Below are 18,997 nucleotides of genomic sequence, written 5' to 3'. Positions count from 1 at the left end.
GAGAGGACCCACACGATGAACACCCCCTACACCGCGACGCCGCAGGGCTTCCAGGTCCCCAGCAGCCGGTACATCCTGCCTCAGTTCGAGGAGCGCACGGCCTACGGCTACAAGCGCCAGGACCCGTACAACAAGCTCTTCGAGGACCGCGTGATCTTCCTCGGCGTGCAGGTCGACGACGCGTCTGCGGACGACGTCATGGCCCAGCTCCTCGTGCTCGAGAGCCAGGACCCCGACCGCGACATCATCATGTACATCAACTCGCCCGGCGGCTCCTTCACGGCCATGACGGCGATCTACGACACGATGCAGTACATCTCGCCTCAGATCCAGACGGTCGTGCTCGGCCAGGCAGCCTCGGCAGCCGCCGTGCTGCTGGCCGCCGGCGCCCCCGGCAAGCGTCTCGCGCTGCCGAACGCCCGGATCCTCATCCACCAGCCCGCCGTCGGCGAGGCCGGCCACGGTCAGGCATCGGACATCGAGATCCAGGCCGCGGAGATCCTCCGCATGCGCACCTGGCTCGAGGAGACGCTGGCGAAGCACTCGAACAAGTCGCAGGCGGAGGTCCACAAGGACATCGACCGCGACAAGATCCTCGGTGGCGCGGAGGCCGTGGAGTACGGCCTCGTCGACCAGGTGCTGACCACGCGCAAGCGCACGCCGCTGTCCAAGTAGGACGGGCGCCGAGATGCCCCGGACGCGATCGCGTCCGGGGCATCTCCTGTTGCGGTTCCGCGTCGCTGGCGTCGGTGTCGGCAGCAGAGGTTAGGCTCGAACACAACCCCGACAGGGATCCCAGGAGGAGAAGGACCATGGCTCGCATCGGTGAGAGTGCCGACCTCTTCAAGTGCTCCTTCTGCGGCAAGAGTCAGAAGCAGGTGCAGCAGCTGATCGCCGGACCCGGCGTGTACATCTGCGATGAGTGCGTCGAGCTCTGCAACGAGATCATCGAAGAGCGGATGGCCGAGTCCGGCTCCGAGGGAGCGGTCGCCGAGTTCGACCTCCCGAAGCCGCGCGAGATCTTCGGCTTCCTCGAGGAGTACGTCGTGGGTCAGGAGCCCGCGAAGCGCGCCCTCGCGGTGGCCGTCTACAACCACTACAAGCGCGTGCGCGCACGCGGCGAGATCAAGACGGCCGAGCAGAAGGCCGAGGACGTCGAGATCGCCAAGAGCAACATCCTCATGCTCGGTCCGACCGGCTCCGGCAAGACCTACCTGGCGCAGACCCTGGCGAAGCGCCTGAACGTGCCGTTCGCCGTCGCAGACGCGACGGCCCTCACGGAAGCGGGCTACGTCGGCGAGGACGTGGAGAACATCCTCCTCAAGCTGCTGCAGGCGGCGGACTTCGACGTGAAGCGCGCCGAGACCGGCATCATCTACATCGACGAGGTCGACAAGATCGCCCGCAAGGCGGAGAACCCCTCGATCACGCGCGACGTCTCGGGTGAGGGCGTGCAGCAGGCGCTGCTGAAGATCCTGGAGGGCACGGTGGCGTCGGTGCCGCCGCAGGGCGGGCGCAAGCACCCGCACCAGGAGTTCATCCAGATCGACACCACGAACGTCCTGTTCATCGTCGCCGGCGCATTCGCCGGCCTGGAGGACATCATCTCCTCGCGCGTCGGTCGTCACGGCGTCGGCTTCGGCGCTCCGCTGCAGGACAAGCGCGAAGACGGCGGCCTGTACGCCGAGGTGCTGCCGGAGGACCTGCACAAGTTCGGGCTCATCCCCGAGTTCATCGGGCGTCTGCCGGTCATCGCCTCCGTCGGCGCGCTCGACCAGGACGCGCTGATGGAGATCCTCACCGTCCCGCGCAACGCCCTCGTCAAGCAGTACCAGCGCATGTTCCAGCTCGACGGCGTCGACCTCGACTTCGAGGAGGAGGCGCTGCGCGCGATCGCCGATCTCGCTGTGGGTCGGAAGACGGGCGCACGGGGCCTTCGGGCCATCCTCGAGGAGGTGCTCGGGCCGATCATGTTCGAGATCCCCTCCGCCGACGACGTCGCGAAGGTCGTCATCACCCGTGCTGCCGTCGAAGACGGCGCCGCGCCGACGGTGGTGCTGCGTCAGCGCAAGAAGAGCGCCTAGGCAGGACCTGCGATGCAGAAGGGCCGGGAGCGATCCCGGCCCTTCCGCTGTCCGCGGCGGTCAGCCGACGTGCACGTCCGGTCGGCACCGCCGCAGCGGCTCGACTCGCCGCAGCACCTCGCGGGTGACGGGGGCGATCTCGCCGGTGCCGAAGATGAGGAAGCGCAGCATGTTCGACACCGGGCTGCCTTCGCTCCACTCGAAGTAGACATCCGGGACGACGCCCGTCTCATCGCGGATGGCGAGCAGGACCGCCGCGATCGCATTCGGCACCGACGCCGCCCGCACGCTCAGCACGCGGTGACCCGCGTGCTCCTCGCCGCGGACGATGAGATCCTCCTCGAACTCGGAGGAGTCGCCCACGTGCACCTGCAGGAACACGACCTGAGCCGCGCGCGGGATGCCGTTGAAGCGTCGTTCATTCCGCAGCTTGTCCGCGAACTCCGTCGCCGTGCCGATCCCGGGCTCCTTGGGGACGATGCGGACGGAGCCGTGGTGCTCGGCGTCGTGCCGGATGAACGCCAGCGCCCGGTCGTCGAAGAGGACCGAACGCGCGCGAAGCTGGAAGGACCGCGGCACGCGCGAGAGCACCGACACGGACACGATGCCGAGGATGAAGAGGGCGGCGATCTTCACGCCATCCGGTCGCTCGGCGACGTTGACTGCCGTCGTCGTGAGGAAGATCGCCGCGATGAGGGCGAAGGCGGCGGCCGCGCGCGGCCTGCGCCGGCGACGCGCCGAGAGGGAGACGGCGATGGAGGCCGAGGTGATCAGGACGAGCACGCCCGTGGCGTACGCACCGCTCTGGGCGTCGACGTCCGCGCGGAACGCGATGGTGATGGCGAATGCGATCGCGGTGAAGACGATCACGAGGGGCCGGGTCGCCGCCGCCCACGCGGGCGCCATGCCGTACCGCGGGAGGTAGCGGGGGACGAGGTTCAGCAGACCCGCCATCGCCGAGGCCCCCGCGAACCACAGGATGAGGACCGTCGTGATGTCGTACGCGGTTCCGAATCGCTCGCCGAGGAGGTCGTGTGCGAGATAGGCGAGCGCCCGCCCGTTGGCCCCGCCGCCGGGCTGGAACTCCGCCTGCGGGATGAGGAGCGTCGTCACGAAGCTGGACCCGAGGAGGAAGCCGCTCATCGTGACGGCGGCAGCGGTGAGAAGCCGGCGCGCTCCTCGGATGCGCCCCGTCGGCCGCGCCTCCGTGTCGCCACGTCGACCGCGGATCTGCGGCATCACCGCCACCCCGGTCTCGAACCCGGACAGACCCAGTGCCAGCCGCGGGAAGACGAGGAGCGCGACCGCGACAGCCGCCAGGGGACTGCCGTGGGCGGTGGTGACGGTGGTCAGCCAGTCGCGCAGGAGCACCGGGCGGGCCGCGACCTCCGCGATCGACACGAGGATGACCACGGCGTTCAGCACGAGGAAGGTGCCGACCAGTACGACGGCGATCGAGATCGCGCCGCGGAAGCCCTTGAGGAACACGGCGCCGAGCAGCGCGACGAGCAGCAGCGTGATCGGCACCTCGAGGCTCTCCCAGCCCTCGGGAACGAAGGGGTCCTCCACGATGTGCGCCGTCGCGTCCGCTGCCGAGAGGGTGATCGTGATCATGAAGTCCGTCGCGGCGAACCCCAGGAGCACGAGGACCAGCAGCTTTCCGCCCCACCAGGGCAGCAGCCGTTCGAGCATCGCGATGGATCCCTCGCCGTGCGGGCTCTCCTTCGCCACCTGCCGGTAGACGGGAAGGGCTCCGCACAGCGTCACGGCGATGAGCACCAGCGTGGCGATGGGGGAGAGGAGGCCGGCGGCCAGCGCCGCGATGGCGGGCTGGTAGCCGAGTGTGGAGAAGTAGTCGACGCCGGTGAGGCACATCACCCGCCACCACGGCGCGCCCCCGCCCGGATCGATCTCCGGTTCGCTTCCGCTTCGGCTCTCCGGGTTCACTGCGCTCTCGACGAGCATCTGATCTCCGCCTCTCCAACTGGACACCGGATGACGCTAGTCCCGCGTCGGGGCGCCGGACGTGCCTCGGCGTCAGGATCGCGTCAGGATTCCCGGGGGTCGGCGCGCCGCGAGGGGGCGGTGCCCCCCGGAGCGGGGAGAATCCCTCTCGTGCGGCGCTTCGCGATGCTTCCCCTCCGGCGACAGCTCACGGCTTCGGCCGTGGTGCTCCTCGCGCTGGTGGGAACCACGGCGGGCGTCGCGGCCTCGATGGACGCGCAGGATCTCGTGGTGGCGGCGCTGCTCTACCTCCTGATCGTGGTGGTCGCCGCCGTGCTCGGCGGCCTCGTCGTCGCTCTCGTCACGTCTGTGGTGGCGGGACCGCTGCTCATCTTCTTCTTCACGGAACCCGTGCACACCGTGCACGTCACCGATCTCGCGCAGCTCGTGGCCATCGCCGTGTTCGTCGCCGTGGGCGTGCTGGTGAGTCTCGTCGTCGGCCAGTCCGAGGCGCGGCTGCTGCTGGCGCGACAGGCGATCGCCGCGGAGAGCCGGGCGCAGGCGGCGCAGGAGGCCGACCGGACGCGCAGCGCGCTCCTCGCCGCCGTCGGGCACGACCTGCGCACGCCGCTGGCGGCGGCCTCGGCCGCGGTGGCGAGCCTCGTCAGCGAGGACGTCGAGTGGACGCCCGGTCAGCGTCGGGAGCTGCTGACCACGGCACTGGCGTCGTTGGCGCGGCTGGAGCGGCTGCTCGACGACCTCCTCGACTCCTCGCGCCTGGATGCGGGCGTCCTCCCGGTCGCGCTCGAGGCGATGCGGCCGGAGGACGCCGCGGGCCTCGCGCTCGATGAGCTGGGGCCGGAGGGCGACGGCGTGCGCGTCACGGTGTCCGGGGCGGTCTCGGACGCCGTCGGCGACCCGGTCCTCGTGCAGCGCGTCATCGTGAACCTGGTGCGCAACGCCCTCCATCACGGTGGAGGTGAGGTGGAGCTCCGCATCGGTCAGACCGGGCCCCGGGTCGAGCTGGCCGTCGTGGACCGAGGGCCGGGAATCCCCACGTCCGAGCGCGCCGACGCCTTCCGTCCGTTCCGCCGGCTCGACGACCGGGGGACGGGCGCGGGTCTCGGGCTCTCCCTCTCACGAGGATTCGCCGAGGCCATGGGCGGTGCGCTCGAGCTGCGGCCGACCGAGGGCGGGGGCCTGACCGGCGTGCTGATCCTTCCTGTCGTGGATGACGGCCGTCGCGGTGCCGGCGGTCGATCATGACCATCCTCATCGTGGAGGACGACGCGGCCATCCGGCGTACCCTCGCGCTCAACCTGGAGGCGCGCGGGTACGACGTGATGGAAGCGGGCGACGGCGCCGAGGCCGTCCGCGAGATCGCGCGACGGGAGCCGGCCCTCGTCATCCTCGACCTCGGCCTGCCGGCGCTCGACGGCATCGAGGTGATCGCGACGGTCCGGAGCGCGCATCGCATGCCCATCCTCGTGCTGAGCGGACGGTCGCAGACCGCGGAGAAGGTCGCGGCCCTCGACGCGGGCGCGAACGACTACGTGACGAAGCCGTTCGCCGTCGACGAGCTGCTGGCGCGTGTGCGCGCGCTGCTGCGGGTCTCGCCCGCTCGAGCAGGCGAGGCCGACCGGTTCCAGCTCGGGCCCTCCACGGTCGATCTCGCCGCGCACGCCGTGACGCGCGAGGGCGCCGCCGTCCATCTCACCGCGACCGAGTGGTCGATGCTCGAGGTGCTGCTGCAGAACGTCGGCAGGCTCGTGGGCAAGCGGGAGCTGCTGACGACGGTGTGGGGCCCGGCGTACACGGGCGAGGACGCCTACCTGCGTCTCTACATGAGTCAGCTCCGACGCAAGCTCGAAGCGGACCCCGCCCGACCCCGCCACCTGCTGACGGAGCCGGGGCTCGGCTATCGCTACCGCCCCTGACACCGCCCGGCGCGGTTACGCGTCGAGCCCGCGGCGGCGAAGTAGCGGGGCGATGTCGGCGTCGCGGCCGCGGAAGTCGCGGTAGGCATCGAGGGGGTCCTTCGCGCCGCCCACGCCCAACAGGAGCCGGCGGAAGCGATCGCCGGCCTTCCGCGAGAGACCGCCGTTCTCCCGGAACCACTCCCCGGTGTCGGCGTCGAGCACCTCCGCCCAGATGTAGGAGTAGTACCCGGCGCTGTACCCGCCGGCGAACACGTGCTGGAAGTACGTCGAGGAGTAGCGGGGCGGCACTGCGGGGTCGTCGAGGCCGATCTCCGCGAGCGCCGCGGCCTCGAACGCCGCCACATCGTCGACGGCTGCCGCCTCCGCCGCGCTCAGGCAGTGCCACGCCTGGTCAAGCCAGGCGGCGGCGAGGTACTCGCTCGTCTCGAAGCCCTGGTTGAAGGTCGTGCTCGCCTGCAGCCGGTCCACGATCTCCGGCGGCAGCGATTCGCCCGTCTCGTGGTGCACGGCGTAGTTCGCGAGCACCTCCGGCCAGAGGAGCCACATCTCGTTCACCTGGCTCGGGAACTCGACGAAATCTCGATGGACGGCCGTGCCCGCGAGATGCGGATATCGGACGCGGGCGAAGAGGCCGTGCAGCGCATGCCCGAACTCATGGAACAGCGTGGTCACGTTGGCGAGGGTGAGGAGCGTCGGCTCACCGGGCCCGGGCTTTGCGACGTTGAGGTTGTTGACGACGACGGGCATCGTGCCGCGCAGCTCCGACTGCGCGACGAGGGAGTTCATCCAGGCGCCGCCGCGCTTGGTGTCGCGAGCGTACAGGTCGAGGAGGTACAGGCCGAGCGCCGAGCCGTCGGCGTCGAGCACCTCGAACGTGCGCACCTCGGGGTGATAGCTCACGAGGTCGGCGCGCTCGCGGAACGAGACGCCGTACAGGGCGTGGGCGGCGTGGAACACCCCGTCCTGCAGCACGCGCTCCGCCTCGAACCAGGGCCGGAGGGCCACGACGTCGATGGCGTACGACTCCTGCCGCACCTTCTCGGTGTAGAAGGCCCAGTCCGAGGCTTCGATCGGATGGCCGGCGGCCTGTTCCAGGGCCGTCTTCTCCCGCTGCGCATTCCGCGCCGCGGGCCGGGCGAGACGATGCAGCATGTCGCGCACGGCCTCGGGGGAGCCCGCCGTCTCGTCGGCGGTGACATAGGCGGCGTGCGACGGGTAGCCGAGGAGCTCCGCCCGCTCCGCACGCAGGCGGACGATCTCGCGCACCACCGCGGTGTTGTCGTGGGCGTTCCCACGGGCGGCGCGCGCTCGCGATGCGGCGAGCAGGCGCCGGCGGCTCCCCGGACGCACCAGGGAGGACAGCTGCGGATGACCGGTGAACAGCGTGAGCGGGACGACGTATCGCCCGGCGAGGCCGCGGGCCCGAGCGGCCTCCGTCGCGGCGGAGATCTCGCCCGCGGAGAGCCCCTCGAGCTCCGCTGCGGAGTCGAACACGACGGCCAGATCGTTGGTGTCGGCGAGGAGGTTCTTCTCGAACCGTGTGGTGAGGGTCGCGAGGCGGGAGTTGAGCTTCGTCAGACGGCCCTTCGCCTCCGCGTCGAGCGCGGCGCCCGCCCGCACCATCTCCGTGTGCCGGCGCTCGACGAGCCGACGCTGCTCACCAGTGAGCGGCAGGTCGTCGCGTTGCGCGTGCACGGTCGCGATCCGCTCGTAGAGCGCCGAATCGAGGGCGATCGCGTCGGCGTGCGCGGACATCAGGGGTGCCAGCTGCTCGTCGATCTCCTGGATCTCCGGCGAAGCATGCGCGGAGTTCACGGTGTAGAACGCACGGGAGACCGTGTCGAGGAGCGCGCCGGATCGCTCGAGTGCCTCCAGCGTGTTCTCGAACGTCGGCGCCGCGGGCTCCGTGCTGATGGCGTCGATCTCCGCGCGCTGTTCCGCGAAGGCCGCCTGGAACGCCGGCAGGTAGTGCTGCGGCTCGATCGCCGCGTAGTCCGGGATGCCGTAGGGCAGCGGCGAGGGAGCCAGGAGCGGGTTGAAAGCCGGCGCGGTCATCCCGCCAGCCTAACGACGGACCCGCCTTCGCCATCCGTCTCGCTGACGAGACGCTATTGCAAAGGAAGCTTTGCAAAGCTATCTTTGCAGTTATGACGGACGAGCCCTCGGCGACGCGTGTTCTCGATACCGGCGCGCTGCGTGCGCTCGCTCATCCGCTGCGCGTGCGCATCCTGGATCTGCTGAGCCAGGAGGGCCCGCAGACCGCCAGCACGCTGGCAGCCCTGACAGGGGAGTCGTCGGGGTCGACGAGCTACCACCTGCGGATGCTCGCGCGGCACGGCCTGGTCCGCGAGGTCGAGGGGCGGGCAGGGCGCGAGCGCTGGTGGGAGCGGCCGCGCGGGCGGATCAGCTTCGGCGACGAGTCCGTGGGCGATTCGCCGGCGGCGCGCGCCGTGCTCCAGGTCGCCGTCGCCGAGTACCACCGAGCGCGGTTCCAGGAGATGTTCGACTACTTCACGCGAGGCGCCGACACCGAGACCGAGGACTGGCGGGAAGCGAGCGTGTCATCGACCACGACCGCGCACCTGACCGCTTCGCAGATGCGCGAGCTGGCCGAGCGGATGGACGCGCTCTTCACCGAGTACGCCGAGCGCTATCGAGGGCAGACGGGAGAGGGCGTGCGCGCGGTGTCGCTGCGTGCGGACATGTTCCCGCTGCCGCGGAGAGGGGAACGATCATGACGACGATGACGGCGGCGCCGCTGCGGGGAGCGTCGCCGCTTCCGCCACTGCACGCGGGGGAGCGGCTCGCTCTGCGGGTGGCCGATGCGCTTCAAGAGCACGTGCGCCGGCGCGCCTGCGCCCGGGCGGCTCGGCTGGCGGCCGATCTCGCGCGCGAGGCGATCCTCGCCGAGAGCAGACGTGCGGGCGACCTGGCGGCCGCCCGCACGTCATGGGGTCTCACTCGCGGGTGAGACCAGCGCTCAGTCCTGGAACGGACGCGAGAAGGCGACGCCCTCCGGGTCGAGGAGCACCTCGAAGCCGGCGTCGAGCTCGGCGATCGGGCGCCCCTCGAGCCAGGTGAGCGTCCAGGAGGCGCGTCCCGGGCCATCCGCCAGCTCCGCCTCGACGCGCGCGATCTCCGGCCGGAGCTCGGCGGGCACGCTGGCCGGCGGCTCGGAGCCGACCGACCAGCGCGTGCCGAGCTGCATCAGGCCTCCTCGGCCAGGGCGATGCTCGTGACGGCGAACGCGTCGCCCTCGGCGATCTCGAGCTCGGCGATGCGTCCGACGGCCTTGAGGTCCTCCGCGGCGAGCCGGAGCGCCTCGATCTGACCCGCCGGCGCGGCGATCGAGGCGGAGGTCACCGCGGTCTTCTGCGACGCCTTGGCCTCGGTCTTCGCGCGGCGGATGCCGATGAGGGCCTGGCTGGCAACGGACAGGACGGCGGGGTCGCCGCCGAGGCCGCTGGCCTCCGGCCATCCGGCACGGTGGATCGAGCCGCTCTCGAACCAGGACCAGGCCTCCTCGGCGGCGAACACGACGACCGGCGCCAGGAGGCGCAGGAGCGTGGACAGCGCCGTGCGCAGGGCCACGGCGGCGGAAGCGCCGGCATCACCGCCCGCGTACGCGCGCTCCTTCACGAGCTCGAGGTAGTCGTCGCAGAACGTCCAGAAGAACGACTCCGACACCTCCAGCGCGCGGGCGTGGTCGTAGCCGTCGAGCGCCTTGGTCGCCTGCGCCACGACGTCGTCGAGCGCAGCCAGCATCGACAGGTCGAGCGCCTCGGTCACCGTGGCGCCCTCGGGCGCCTCGAAGCCGAGCACGAACTTCGCCGCGTTCAGGACCTTGATCGCGAGGCGACGGCCGATCTTGATCTGCGTCGGGTTCTGCGGGTCGAACGCCGCATCCGTGCCGAGACGGCTGGAGGCCGCCCAGTACCGGACCGCGTCGGACCCGTGCTTGGCGAGGATGTCGGCGGGCGTGACGACGTTGCCCTTCGACTTCGACATCTTCTTGCGGTCGGGGTCGACGATGAAGCCGGAGATCGCGGCGTGTGCCCAGGGCGTGCGGTCATCCTCGAGGGCGCTCCGCAGCAGCGTCGAGAACAGCCAGGTGCGGATGATGTCCTGGCCCTGCGGGCGCAGGTCGAACGGCGCGACAAGGTTCCACAGATCCGCGTCCCGCTGCCATCCGCCGGCGAGCTGCGGGGTGAGCGACGACGTGGCCCAGGTGTCGAAGACGTCGGTCTCGGCCTCGAAGCCGCCCGGGACGCCGCGCTGGTCGGCGCTGTAGCCCGGGGGCACGTCGCTCGACGGGTCGACGGGCAGAGTCGCCGCGTCGGGCACGAGCACGCGGTCGTAGTCGCGGTCGCCGTTCTCGTCCAGGCCGTACCAGACGGGGATCGGCACGCCGAAGAAGCGCTGACGCGAGACGAGCCAGTCGCCGGTGAGGCCGTTGACCCAGTTCTCGTACCGCACGCGCATGAACTCGGGGTGCCAGTCGATCTGCTGGCCGAGCTCGATGAGCTTGGCGCGCAGCTCCGCGTCGCGAGCGCCGTTGCGGATGTACCACTGGCGCGTCGAGACGATCTCGAGCGGGCGGTCGCCCTTCTCGAAGAACTTCACGGGGTGGGTGAACGCGGCCGACACGTTCTCCAGCTCGCCGGACTCCTCCAGCAGCTCGACCATCCGCTTCTTGGCGCTGAAGACGGTCTTGCCCGCGAGCTCGGCGAAGGCGGCGCGGCCGGCCTCGGTCGTGATCGCCTCGGGGGCGTCGGCGACGACACGGCCGTCCTTGCCGATGATCGTGCGGTTGGGGAGGTCGAGCTCACGCCACCAGATGATGTCGGTCACGTCGCCGAAGGTGCAGATCATGGCGATGCCCGAGCCCTTGTCGGGCTGTGCGAGCGGGTGCGGCAGCACCGGCACCTCGACGCCGAACACCGGGGTCGTCACCGTCGAGTGGAAGAAGGGCTGGTACCGCTCGTCGTCGGGGTGCGCGACGAGGGCGACGCACGCCGCGAGCAGCTCGGGACGGGTCGTCTCGATGTGGATGTCGCCCGAGCCATCCGTCTTGTGGAACGCGAGCCGGTGGTACGACGCCTGCTGGTCGCGGTCCTCGAGCTCCGCCTGCGCGATCGCCGACCGGAAGTCGACGTCCCACAGCGTCGGCGCGAGGTCCTGGTACGCCTCGCCGCGCTCGAGGTTGTTGAGGAACGCGAGCTGGCTGGTGCGGATGGTGTCGTCGGAGATCGTCCGGTACGTCTGCGTCCAGTCGACGGAGAGCCCGAGGGAGCGCCAGAGGTCCTCGAAGGTCTTCTCGTCCTCGACGGTGAGCTTCTCGCAGAGCTCGATGAAGTTGCGGCGGCTGACCGGGATCTGGTCCGCGGCCTTGATCGTCTTCGTCGTGCCCTCGAACGGCGGCGTGAACTCGGGGTCGTACGGCAGCGAGGGGTCGCAGCGGACGCCGTAGTAGTTCTGCACGCGGCGCTCGGTGGGGAGACCGTTGTCATCCCACCCGATCGGGTAGAACACGGTCTTCCCCAGCATGCGCTCGTAGCGCGCCTTCACGTCGGTGTGCGTGTAGGAGAACACGTGCCCGATGTGCAGGCTGCCCGACGCGGTGGGAGGCGGCGTGTCGACGGAGAAGACACCGGCGCGACCCTTCGCGCGAGCGGCGTCGCGGTCGAACAGGTACGTGCCCTGCTGCTCCCAGGTCTCACCCCACTTCGCTTCCAGACCCTCGAGTGCGGGCTTGTCGGGAACGGCGGCCATGGGATCTCCTCGCGCGCTATGTACGGCACGGTGTCTGCGTGCCTGAGTGTGGGTGCCGGTCCAGTGTACCGGGGGCGGATGGCCGGGGCCGGGCGGCCGGGGCGGCTCGGGCGAGGGGCTGATGGCGCCTCGACGCCGGAGATCCCGCGGGGGAAGGAGCCCATGGCGGGATCCGTCCGGTGCCGGCGAGATCTCCGACGTGGGGACTTGTCGACGTCGGTTTCCCGCCAGGACACCTCGTGCACCGGGTGCCACGGAGTGCTTCGTCGTCCACAGATCCGTCTTGCCTGTTCGCTGCGGTGCGGCCCTCGCTCACCGTGGAGGGATGGAGATCGATACGGCGCTCTCGGCTCGTCAGGGCGTCGCGCGGGTGAGCACGCTGCGTGCGGCAGGTGTGAGCGATCAGCAGATTCGCCGAGCCGCCCGCAGTGGCGCGCTCGTGCGCCCGCGTCGCGGTTGGGTGGCGCGAGCCGACGCCGACCCCGCACTCATCGCCGCCGCCGAGATCGGCGCCGTGATCACGTGCATCTCGCAGGCCGCACGCCTCGGGCTGTGGACGATCGAGGACGGGGCGTGGCATCTGGGGATGGCCGCCCACGGGAAACCGGCGAGGCCGACATCCGCTCACCTCCACTGGGCCCTGCCGGCCGTGCCCAGACATCCCGACGACCTCGTCGACCCGATCGAGAACGTGCTGGTGATGACGGCGGCCTGCCAGCCGTACGAGAACGCGCTCGTCGTATGGGAGTCGGCGATGAGGCGAGGGCTCTTCGAATCCCAGACGATCGAGCGGCTGCACCTCGGTCCGACCGCCCGACGGCTGCTGCATGAGGCGCTGCCGTTCGCGGACTCCGGGCTCGAGACCCTCGTCGTGCCACGGTTGCGCTGGCTGAAGCTCCCGCTGCGGCGGCAGGTCCACATCGCCGGGCACCGAGTGGACCTGCTCATCGGCGAGCGCCTGGTGCTGCAGATCGACGGCGGGCACCACGTCGGGCCGCAGCGTGACCAGGACAACGCGCATGACGCGCAGCTGCGCCTCATGGGCTACCACGTCATCCGCGTCAGCTACGCGCAGATCCTCTTCGACTGGGCCGGCGTGCAGGACCTCATGGTCCGCGCGGTCGCGCAGGGACTCCACAAGTCCGCTCGTTGAGGCTCATCGAGGTCGCGTCCGCCGGAGATCCCGCGTACTCCGGAGGATCCGGCGCGCAGCGTCCGGCGCTGGCGGGATCTCCGGCCGGGGCGGCCTCAGCGCACGTCGATGCCGACGGCGGCGGCGAAGGCCGGCGCGAGCGCGCGCACCTGGTCCTCCGTCAGCGTCGCGCCGCGGAGCGCGAGCGCATCGAGGTACGACAGCGCGTCCAGTCCGCGCAGGTCCAGGTCGCTCGCTCGCATGCCGCGGGGGTCGACCTCGTCCGCGCGGCACCGCTCGAAGGCCACCCGCGTCAGCTGCGCGTGCGGCAGGTCGACGGCGCGGATGGCGCAGTCGGCGATGAGGACGTCCTCCACGCGCGCCGCGGCCAGAGACAGATAGTCGATCCGCACGTCGCGCAGCTCCAGCTCGGCGATACGTGCCTCGGCGAGGTCGAGGGTGCCGATGCGGCCGCCGGTGATCCGCACGCGGCGGATGGCCGTGTCGCGGGCGACGACGGAGACGGCGCGGATGTCCGTGACCTCGACGTCGACGAGGGTCGCGCCGCGCAGAGCGAGGGTGTCGACGGCGGCGGATGGCACGACGCACTCCTCGAGGGACGCGTGCTCGAGATCCACCTCGCCGGAGAGGCCCGCCAGCCGCACCTGCCGGAGGTCGGCGTGCCGGCGGGGAAGGCCATCCTCGAGGTGCGCCGGGAGGTCGGGGGATCCGATGCGCGGCGCCGCGGGCCGCTCCTGCCTTCTCGCCATGCCCCGACCCTAGCCCGCCCCCGCGACGGCGCCGTCGCGGTACCATGGAGGCATCGGCACCGATCCGGCCATCACCGGGGAGCTCGCGGAAGAACGGGAACGCAAGGACCCCAGTAGAACCGCGCGGGGCAGGCCCGTCACAGCCGCAGTGAGAGTGGCGCCGCGTGCGGCGCACGCGGGGTGGTACCGCGGCTCCTGTCGTCGAGCAGGGGGTCGTCCTCGCAGTCCCCTAGGAACTGCTGGAGTGAGATGACCTACCCGAAGTCCTCGTTCGGTCCCGCCGCCGAGAAGGCCGCACCGGGCGCTGTCGTGCCGAGCCCGCGCTTCCCCGAGATCGAGCGCGAGATCCTCGACTTCTGGGCCGCGGACGACACCTTCCGCGCCTCCATCTCGCAGCGCGACGGCGCCGACGAGTGGGTGTTCTACGACGGCCCGCCGTTCGCCAACGGCCTGCCGCACTACGGCCACCTCCTGACCGGGTACGCGAAGGACCTGTTCCCGCGCTTCCAGACCATGCGCGGCAAGAAGGTCGATCGCGTCTTCGGCTGGGACACGCACGGCCTCCCGGCCGAGCTCGAGGCCATGAAGCAGCTCGGCATCACCGAGAAGGACCAGATCCTCGAGATGGGGATCGACGCGTTCAATGCCAAGGCGCGCGAGTCCGTGCTGGCGTACACGCGCGAGTGGGAGGACTACGTCACCCGCCAGGCCCGCTGGGTGGACTTCGAGCGCGGCTACAAGACGCTCGACGCCACGTACATGGAGAGCGTCCTGTGGGCGTTCAAGACGCTCTTCGACAAGGGCCTCGCGTACGAGGGCTACCGTGTCCTGCCCTACTGCTGGCGCGACCAGACCCCCCTGTCCAACCACGAGCTGCGGATGGACGACGACGTCTACAAGATGCGTCAGGACCCGTCGGTGACGGTGTCCTTCCCGCTCACCGGTGAGAAGGCCGCGGCTCTCGGCATCGAAGGCGCTCGCGCGCTCGCGTGGACGACGACGCCCTGGACCCTCCCGACCAACATGTCGCTCGCCGTCGGGCCGGAGATCGTCTACGCCGTCGTGCCCGTCGGGCCCAACGGCGCCGCCGAGGGTGCGGAGGGCGCCGAGTTCCTCCTCGCGGAGGACCTGCTCGCCGGCTACGCGAAGGACCTCGGCTACGAGGACGCCGCCGCCGTGCGCGAGGCCGTGCGCCTCCGCGTGACGGGCGAGGAGCTGCGCGATGTGACCTTCGAGCGCCTGTGGGACTACTTCGCCGACACCGACAAGTGGGGCACCGAGAACGCCTGGCGCATCCTCGTCGACGAGTACGTCACCACGGGCGACGGCACCGGCATCGTGCACCAGGCCCCCGCCTACGGTGAGGACGACAAGCGCCTGAACGACGCCGCGGGCATCCCCACCATCGTGTCGCTGGGCGACGACGGCCGCTTCCTCGACATGGTGCCCGACGTCGCGGGAGAGCTGTGGCTCGACGCCAACACGCCGCTCGTGCGTCTCCTGCGTCAGAGCGGGCGGCTCCTGCGCCTCCAGTCGTACGAGCACTCGTACCCGCACTGCTGGCGCTGCCGGAACCCCCTCATCTACAAGGCGGTCTCGAGCTGGTTCATCCGCGTCACCGACGTGAAGGACCGCCTCGTCGAGCTCAACGAGCAGATCACCTGGGCGCCCGAGAACGTCAAGCACGGCCAGTTCGGCAAGTGGGTCGAGGGTGCGCGCGACTGGTCGATCAGCCGCAACCGCTTCTGGGGCTCGCCGATCCCGGTGTGGAAGTCGGACGACCCGAACCACCCGCGCGTGGACGCCTACGGGTCGCTCGAGGAGCTCGAACGCGATTTCGGCACGCTGCCCCGCAACGAGCAGGGCCAGGTCGACCTCCACCGCCCGTACATCGACGAGCTCACGCGCCCGAACCCCGACGACCCGACCGGGCAGAGCACGATGCGCCGCATCGAGGACGTGTTCGATGTCTGGTTCGACTCCGGCTCGATGCCGTTCGCGCAGGTGCACTACCCGTTCGAGAACAAGGACTGGTTCGAGACGCACTCGCCGGCCGACTTCATCGTCGAGTACATCGGCCAGACCCGCGGCTGGTTCTACGTCATGCACGTGCTCTCCGGCGCGCTGTTCGACCGGCCGGCGTTCACGGGCGTCTCGTGCCACGGCATCGTGCTCGGCAGCGACGGCCAGAAGATGTCGAAGTCGCTCCGCAACTACCCCGACGTGTCGGAGGTGCTCGAGCGCGACGGCTCCGACGCGATGCGCTGGTTCCTCATGTCGTCGAGCGTGCTGCGCGGCGGCAACCTCATCGTGACGGAGGAGGGCATCCGCTCGGGCGTGCGCGAATTCCTCCTGCCGCTGTGGAACTCGTGGTACTTCTTCGCGACCTACGCGAACGCCGCGGGCGGTCCGGATGGCCAGGGCTACGAGGCCACCTGGCGCACGGATTCGACGGACGTGCTCGACCGCTACATCCTCGCGCTCGCGGGCGACCTCGTGCGGGATGTCGCCGCGGACCTCGACGACCTCGACTCCACGACGGCCGCAGCGCGCCTGCGCGACTTCGCGGAGGTGCTGACCAACTGGTACATCCGGCGCTCGCGCGACCGTTTCTGGCAGGGCGTCACCGACGACCCGCGCACCCGTGACGCGTTCGACACCCTCTACACGGTGCTCGAGACGCTCACGCGGGTCGCCGCGCCGCTCATCCCGCTCGTGGCGGAGCGCGTGTGGCAGGGCCTCACCGGTGGCCGCAGCGTGCACCTGGAGGACTGGCCCGACGCCGCGGCGTTCGCCGGCGCCGCCGACATCCGCACCGCCATGGACGCGGTCCGCGAGGCGTCGAGTGTCGCGAACGCGCTGCGGAAGAAGGAGGGACTCCGCGTGCGCCTGCCGCTCGCGAAGCTCACCGTGGTCACGGGCGGGGCGGATGGCCTCGCCCAGTTCGACGACATCCTGCGGGAGGAGCTCAACGTCAAGTCCGTCGAGCTCGTCGAGCTCGGCGACGACACCGCCGGGCAGTACGGCATCTCGCACCGCCTCACCGTGAACGCCCGCGCGGCGGGTCCGCGCCTCGGCAAGCAGGTGCAGCAGGTCATCAAGGCGTCGAAGTCCGGCGACTGGTCGGAGCAGGACGGAGTCGTGACCGCGGGCGGCATCGCGCTCGAGGCGGGGGAGTACGAACTCGCGCTCGACACCTCGGGGCGCCCCGAGGGCGAGGCCATCGCGACCCTGCCGTCCGGCGGCTTCGTGCTGCTGGAGACCACGACCACCCCGGAGCTCGAGGCCGAGGGGCTCGCCCGCGACGTCGTTCGCGCCGTGCAGGACACGCGCAAGGCCGCCGGCTTCGAGGTCAGCGACCGCATCCGTCTGCAGCTGGCGTTCGCGTCCGACGCGGACGCCGAGGCGGTCCGACTCGCCTGGGACATCGCCGACGTCGCGGGGGAGACCCTGGCGGTCGAGCACAGCGTGACCGATGCGACCAACGAGGCCGAGCACACCGCGCAGGTGCCCGCCGGCACCTACGCCAACGCGGGAGACTTCACCGTCGCCGTCTCTCGAGTGGGGAGCGCAGCATGAGCGCGCAGGACACCGCCCGCGCCGACGCCGTCTACGACGCGCTGCTCGCGCGCGCCGGGGAGCAGTGGGTGCAGCCGCGCGTGGAGCGCACGGCGCGCATCCTCGAGCTGCTCGACGACCCGCAGCGGACGTACCGCGTCGTGCACATCACGGGCACCAACGGCAAGACGTCGACCGCCCGCATCATCGAGAGCCTCGTGCGCGCGCACGGTCTGCGGACGGGGCTCTTCACGAGCCCGCACCTCACGCGGTTCACCGAGCGGATCCTCATCGACGGCGAGCCGATCGCCGACGCCGCCGTGGCGGACGCCTGGGACGAGATCGAGCCGTTCGTCGCCCTCGTCGACGCCGAGCTCGAGGCGAAGGGCGACGCGCCGCTGACGTTCTTCGAGCTCCTCACGGTGCTGGCCTTCGTCGCCTGCGCGGACGCGCCGGTCGACGTGCTCGTCCTGGAGGTGGGGATGGGCGGCGCCTGGGACTCGACGAACACCGCGGATGGCGATGTGGCGGTTCTCACGCCGATCGACATCGACCACGTGACCCGGCTCGGCTCCACCGTCGCCGAGATCGCGGAGGTCAAGGCGGGCATCATCAAGGACGGCGCGATCGTCGTGTCCGCCGCCCAGCAGCCGGACGCGGCCGCGGTCATCCACCGCGCGGCAGCTGCGCGCGGTGCGACCGTCGTCACCGAGGGCGAGGAATTCGCGCTCGTCGACGACCGGCTCGCGGTCGGAGGACAGCTCATCACTGTGAAGGGGCTCGCCGCGTCGTACTCCGAGGAGTACCTGCCCCTCTACGGGCGCCACCAGGGGCAGAACGCCGCCGTCGCCATCGCGGCCGTCGAGGCGCTGATCGGCGCGGGGTCGCAGGCCATCGCGCCCGAGATCATCACCGAGGGCCTCCAGCAGGCGACCTCCCCCGGGCGCCTGCAGCTCGTCGGCATCGAGCCGACAGTGCTCGTCGACGCCGCTCACAACCCGCACGGCGCGCGGGCCCTGGCGAGCGCCCTCACGGAGTCGTTCGACTTCGCGGAGTGGGGCATCGTCCTCGGCGTGCTCGATGACAAGGACGCCGCCGGCATCATCGCCGCGCTCGCCCCCGTCGCCGCGCACGTCTTCGCCACGGCGCCGTCGTCCGAGCGTGCCGGCGACGTCGAGCGCCTGGCCGACATCGTCGAGGCCGCCGGGCTGCGGGTGACGGTCCACCCCGGCGTCTACGACGCGACGGAGGCCGCGCGAGCCTGGGCGCAGCAGGGGGAGAAGCGCGCGGTCGCGATCGCGGGCTCCGTCGTGCTGGCCGGCGAGGCCATCCTGCTCGCGCAGGAGGAGGAGTGGAAGCCGGTGACGGGCGAATGAGCGACGCGAAGCCGCGGGAGCGGCGCTACCGGACACTTCCGGAGAAGGTCGGCTCGGTCGTCCTCGCGTTCGAGGCGATCGTCGTGTTCCTCGCGGGCCTGTCGATCTTCGGTCTGAAGGCGCTGCCGGATGGCGTCCCGCAGTGGTGGGGCATCGTCGCGGGTGCCGTGATGGCCGTGCTCATGATCCTCACGAGCGGCCTGCTGCGGCACCGCTGGGGCCTGGCCCTCGGCTGGGTGCTGCAGGTCATCACCGCCCTCGGTGCGCTCTTCGTCCCGGCCATCCTGTTCGTCACGCTCGTCTTCGGCGGCATGTGGGTGTATGCGACCATCGGAGGGGCGCGGATCGAACGGCGCATCTCCGCGCAGCGCGCCGCGGCGGCCGCGGAGACCGACTGACCGGACCATCCGTCCTTCCCCGT

General features: G+C 71.0%; 15 protein-coding genes. 10 read left to right on the top strand and 5 right to left on the bottom strand.

The window, feature by feature from the left end:
* Window positions 1–15 precede the first annotated feature (15 nt).
* Complete coding sequence (locus QWJ90_RS00730; RefSeq protein WP_156241067.1) at window positions 16–675, top strand: ATP-dependent Clp protease proteolytic subunit; 660 nt, start codon at window positions 16–18, stop codon at window positions 673–675.
* A gap of 137 nt (window positions 676–812) precedes the next feature.
* On the top strand, window positions 813–2,084 hold the full coding sequence (gene clpX / locus QWJ90_RS00725; RefSeq protein WP_290105676.1) for an ATP-dependent Clp protease ATP-binding subunit ClpX: 1,272 nt from the start codon (window positions 813–815) through the stop codon (window positions 2,082–2,084).
* A gap of 60 nt (window positions 2,085–2,144) precedes the next feature.
* On the opposite strand, the gene QWJ90_RS00720 is transcribed toward clpX, so the two are convergent.
* Window positions 2,145–4,076: an amino acid transporter gene (locus QWJ90_RS00720; RefSeq protein WP_436836669.1), complete on the bottom strand. Its 1,932-nt coding sequence runs from the start codon at window positions 4,074–4,076 to the stop codon at window positions 2,145–2,147.
* Window positions 4,077–4,199: 123 nt separating this feature from the next.
* Between QWJ90_RS00720 and QWJ90_RS00715 the strand changes: the two genes are divergently transcribed.
* Both QWJ90_RS00715 and QWJ90_RS00710 read left to right on the top strand, forming a co-directional pair.
* Window positions 4,200–5,294, top strand: a complete 1,095-nt coding sequence (locus QWJ90_RS00715; protein ID WP_290105675.1) for a sensor histidine kinase — start codon at window positions 4,200–4,202, stop codon at window positions 5,292–5,294.
* The gene (locus QWJ90_RS00710) at window positions 5,291–5,965 is read left to right on the top strand and encodes a response regulator (RefSeq protein ID WP_290105674.1); all 675 of its coding nucleotides are present in this window, start codon (window positions 5,291–5,293) and stop codon (window positions 5,963–5,965) included. Before QWJ90_RS00715 ends, QWJ90_RS00710 begins: the two co-directional genes overlap by 4 nt.
* Window positions 5,966–5,980: 15 nt before the next feature.
* On the opposite strand, the gene QWJ90_RS00705 is transcribed toward QWJ90_RS00710, so the two are convergent.
* Window positions 5,981–8,023, bottom strand: a complete 2,043-nt coding sequence (locus QWJ90_RS00705) for a M3 family metallopeptidase (protein WP_290105672.1) — start codon at window positions 8,021–8,023, stop codon at window positions 5,981–5,983.
* Between the two features lie 92 nt (window positions 8,024–8,115).
* On the opposite strand from QWJ90_RS00705, the gene QWJ90_RS00700 reads away from it, so the two are divergent.
* Window positions 8,116–8,706 carry an ArsR/SmtB family transcription factor gene (locus QWJ90_RS00700; RefSeq protein WP_290105670.1) on the top strand — a complete coding sequence of 197 codons (591 nt, stop codon included), beginning with the start codon at window positions 8,116–8,118 and terminating at the stop codon, window positions 8,704–8,706.
* On the top strand, window positions 8,703–8,939 hold the full coding sequence (locus QWJ90_RS00695; RefSeq protein WP_290105669.1) for a hypothetical protein: 237 nt from the start codon (window positions 8,703–8,705) through the stop codon (window positions 8,937–8,939). Before QWJ90_RS00700 ends, QWJ90_RS00695 begins: the two co-directional genes overlap by 4 nt.
* 9 nt (window positions 8,940–8,948) lie before the next feature.
* Here QWJ90_RS00695 and QWJ90_RS00690 read toward each other — a convergent pair whose 3' ends face one another.
* Together QWJ90_RS00690 and valS are read right to left on the bottom strand one after the other, a co-directional pair.
* Window positions 8,949–9,176, bottom strand: a complete 228-nt coding sequence (locus QWJ90_RS00690; RefSeq protein ID WP_290105668.1) for a hypothetical protein — start codon at window positions 9,174–9,176, stop codon at window positions 8,949–8,951.
* Complete coding sequence (valS, locus tag QWJ90_RS00685) at window positions 9,176–11,740, bottom strand: valine--tRNA ligase (RefSeq protein WP_290105666.1); 2,565 nt, start codon at window positions 11,738–11,740, stop codon at window positions 9,176–9,178. The genes QWJ90_RS00690 and valS overlap by 1 nt, the downstream gene beginning before the upstream one ends.
* Window positions 11,741–12,065: 325 nt before the next feature.
* Between valS and QWJ90_RS00680 the strand changes: the two genes are divergently transcribed.
* Window positions 12,066–12,893: a type IV toxin-antitoxin system AbiEi family antitoxin domain-containing protein gene (locus QWJ90_RS00680; protein ID WP_290105665.1), complete on the top strand. Its 828-nt coding sequence runs from the start codon at window positions 12,066–12,068 to the stop codon at window positions 12,891–12,893.
* A 95-nt stretch (window positions 12,894–12,988) separates the two neighbouring features.
* Here the strand turns inward: QWJ90_RS00680 and QWJ90_RS00675 are convergent, their stop codons facing one another.
* Window positions 12,989–13,642: a pentapeptide repeat-containing protein gene (locus QWJ90_RS00675; RefSeq protein WP_290105663.1), complete on the bottom strand. Its 654-nt coding sequence runs from the start codon at window positions 13,640–13,642 to the stop codon at window positions 12,989–12,991.
* Between the two features lie 249 nt (window positions 13,643–13,891).
* Between QWJ90_RS00675 and ileS the strand changes: the two genes are divergently transcribed.
* From ileS to QWJ90_RS00660, 3 genes are read left to right on the top strand one after another with little or no spacing between them, the layout of a single operon-like run.
* Entirely contained in the window at window positions 13,892–17,221 is a 3,330-nt protein-coding gene (ileS, locus tag QWJ90_RS00670; protein ID WP_290105662.1) for an isoleucine--tRNA ligase, read from the top strand.
* Window positions 17,218–18,576: a bifunctional folylpolyglutamate synthase/dihydrofolate synthase gene (locus tag QWJ90_RS00665; RefSeq protein ID WP_290105661.1), complete on the top strand. Its 1,359-nt coding sequence runs from the start codon at window positions 17,218–17,220 to the stop codon at window positions 18,574–18,576. Before ileS ends, QWJ90_RS00665 begins: the two co-directional genes overlap by 4 nt.
* Entirely contained in the window at window positions 18,573–18,974 is a 402-nt protein-coding gene (locus QWJ90_RS00660) for a DUF4233 domain-containing protein (RefSeq protein ID WP_290105659.1), read from the top strand. The genes QWJ90_RS00665 and QWJ90_RS00660 overlap by 4 nt, the downstream gene beginning before the upstream one ends.
* Window positions 18,975–18,997 lie beyond the last annotated feature (23 nt).

Origin of the sequence: Microbacterium oryzae (genome assembly GCF_030406385.1) — a bacterium.
Lineage (GTDB): Bacteria > Actinomycetota > Actinomycetes > Actinomycetales > Microbacteriaceae > Microbacterium > Microbacterium oryzae_A.
Note: the sequence above shows the minus strand (reverse complement) of the source record. Positions and strands in the feature narration are given on the sequence as shown.

Coding starts and splice junctions, on each gene's coding strand:
- QWJ90_RS00730 (WP_156241067.1), top strand. CDS start 16: ATGAACACCCCCTACACCGCGACGCCGCAGGGCTTCCAGGTCCCCAGC.
- clpX (WP_290105676.1), top strand. CDS start 813: ATGGCTCGCATCGGTGAGAGTGCCGACCTCTTCAAGTGCTCCTTCTGC.
- QWJ90_RS00710 (WP_290105674.1), top strand. CDS start 5,291: ATGACCATCCTCATCGTGGAGGACGACGCGGCCATCCGGCGTACCCTC.
- QWJ90_RS00705 (WP_290105672.1), bottom strand. CDS start 8,023: ATGACCGCGCCGGCTTTCAACCCGCTCCTGGCTCCCTCGCCGCTGCCC.
- QWJ90_RS00700 (WP_290105670.1), top strand. CDS start 8,116: ATGACGGACGAGCCCTCGGCGACGCGTGTTCTCGATACCGGCGCGCTG.
- QWJ90_RS00695 (WP_290105669.1), top strand. CDS start 8,703: ATGACGACGATGACGGCGGCGCCGCTGCGGGGAGCGTCGCCGCTTCCG.
- QWJ90_RS00690 (WP_290105668.1), bottom strand. CDS start 9,176: ATGCAGCTCGGCACGCGCTGGTCGGTCGGCTCCGAGCCGCCGGCCAGC.
- valS (WP_290105666.1), bottom strand. CDS start 11,740: ATGGCCGCCGTTCCCGACAAGCCCGCACTCGAGGGTCTGGAAGCGAAG.
- QWJ90_RS00680 (WP_290105665.1), top strand. CDS start 12,066: ATGGAGATCGATACGGCGCTCTCGGCTCGTCAGGGCGTCGCGCGGGTG.
- QWJ90_RS00675 (WP_290105663.1), bottom strand. CDS start 13,642: ATGGCGAGAAGGCAGGAGCGGCCCGCGGCGCCGCGCATCGGATCCCCC.
- ileS (WP_290105662.1), top strand. CDS start 13,892: ATGACCTACCCGAAGTCCTCGTTCGGTCCCGCCGCCGAGAAGGCCGCA.
- QWJ90_RS00665 (WP_290105661.1), top strand. CDS start 17,218: ATGAGCGCGCAGGACACCGCCCGCGCCGACGCCGTCTACGACGCGCTG.
- QWJ90_RS00660 (WP_290105659.1), top strand. CDS start 18,573: ATGAGCGACGCGAAGCCGCGGGAGCGGCGCTACCGGACACTTCCGGAG.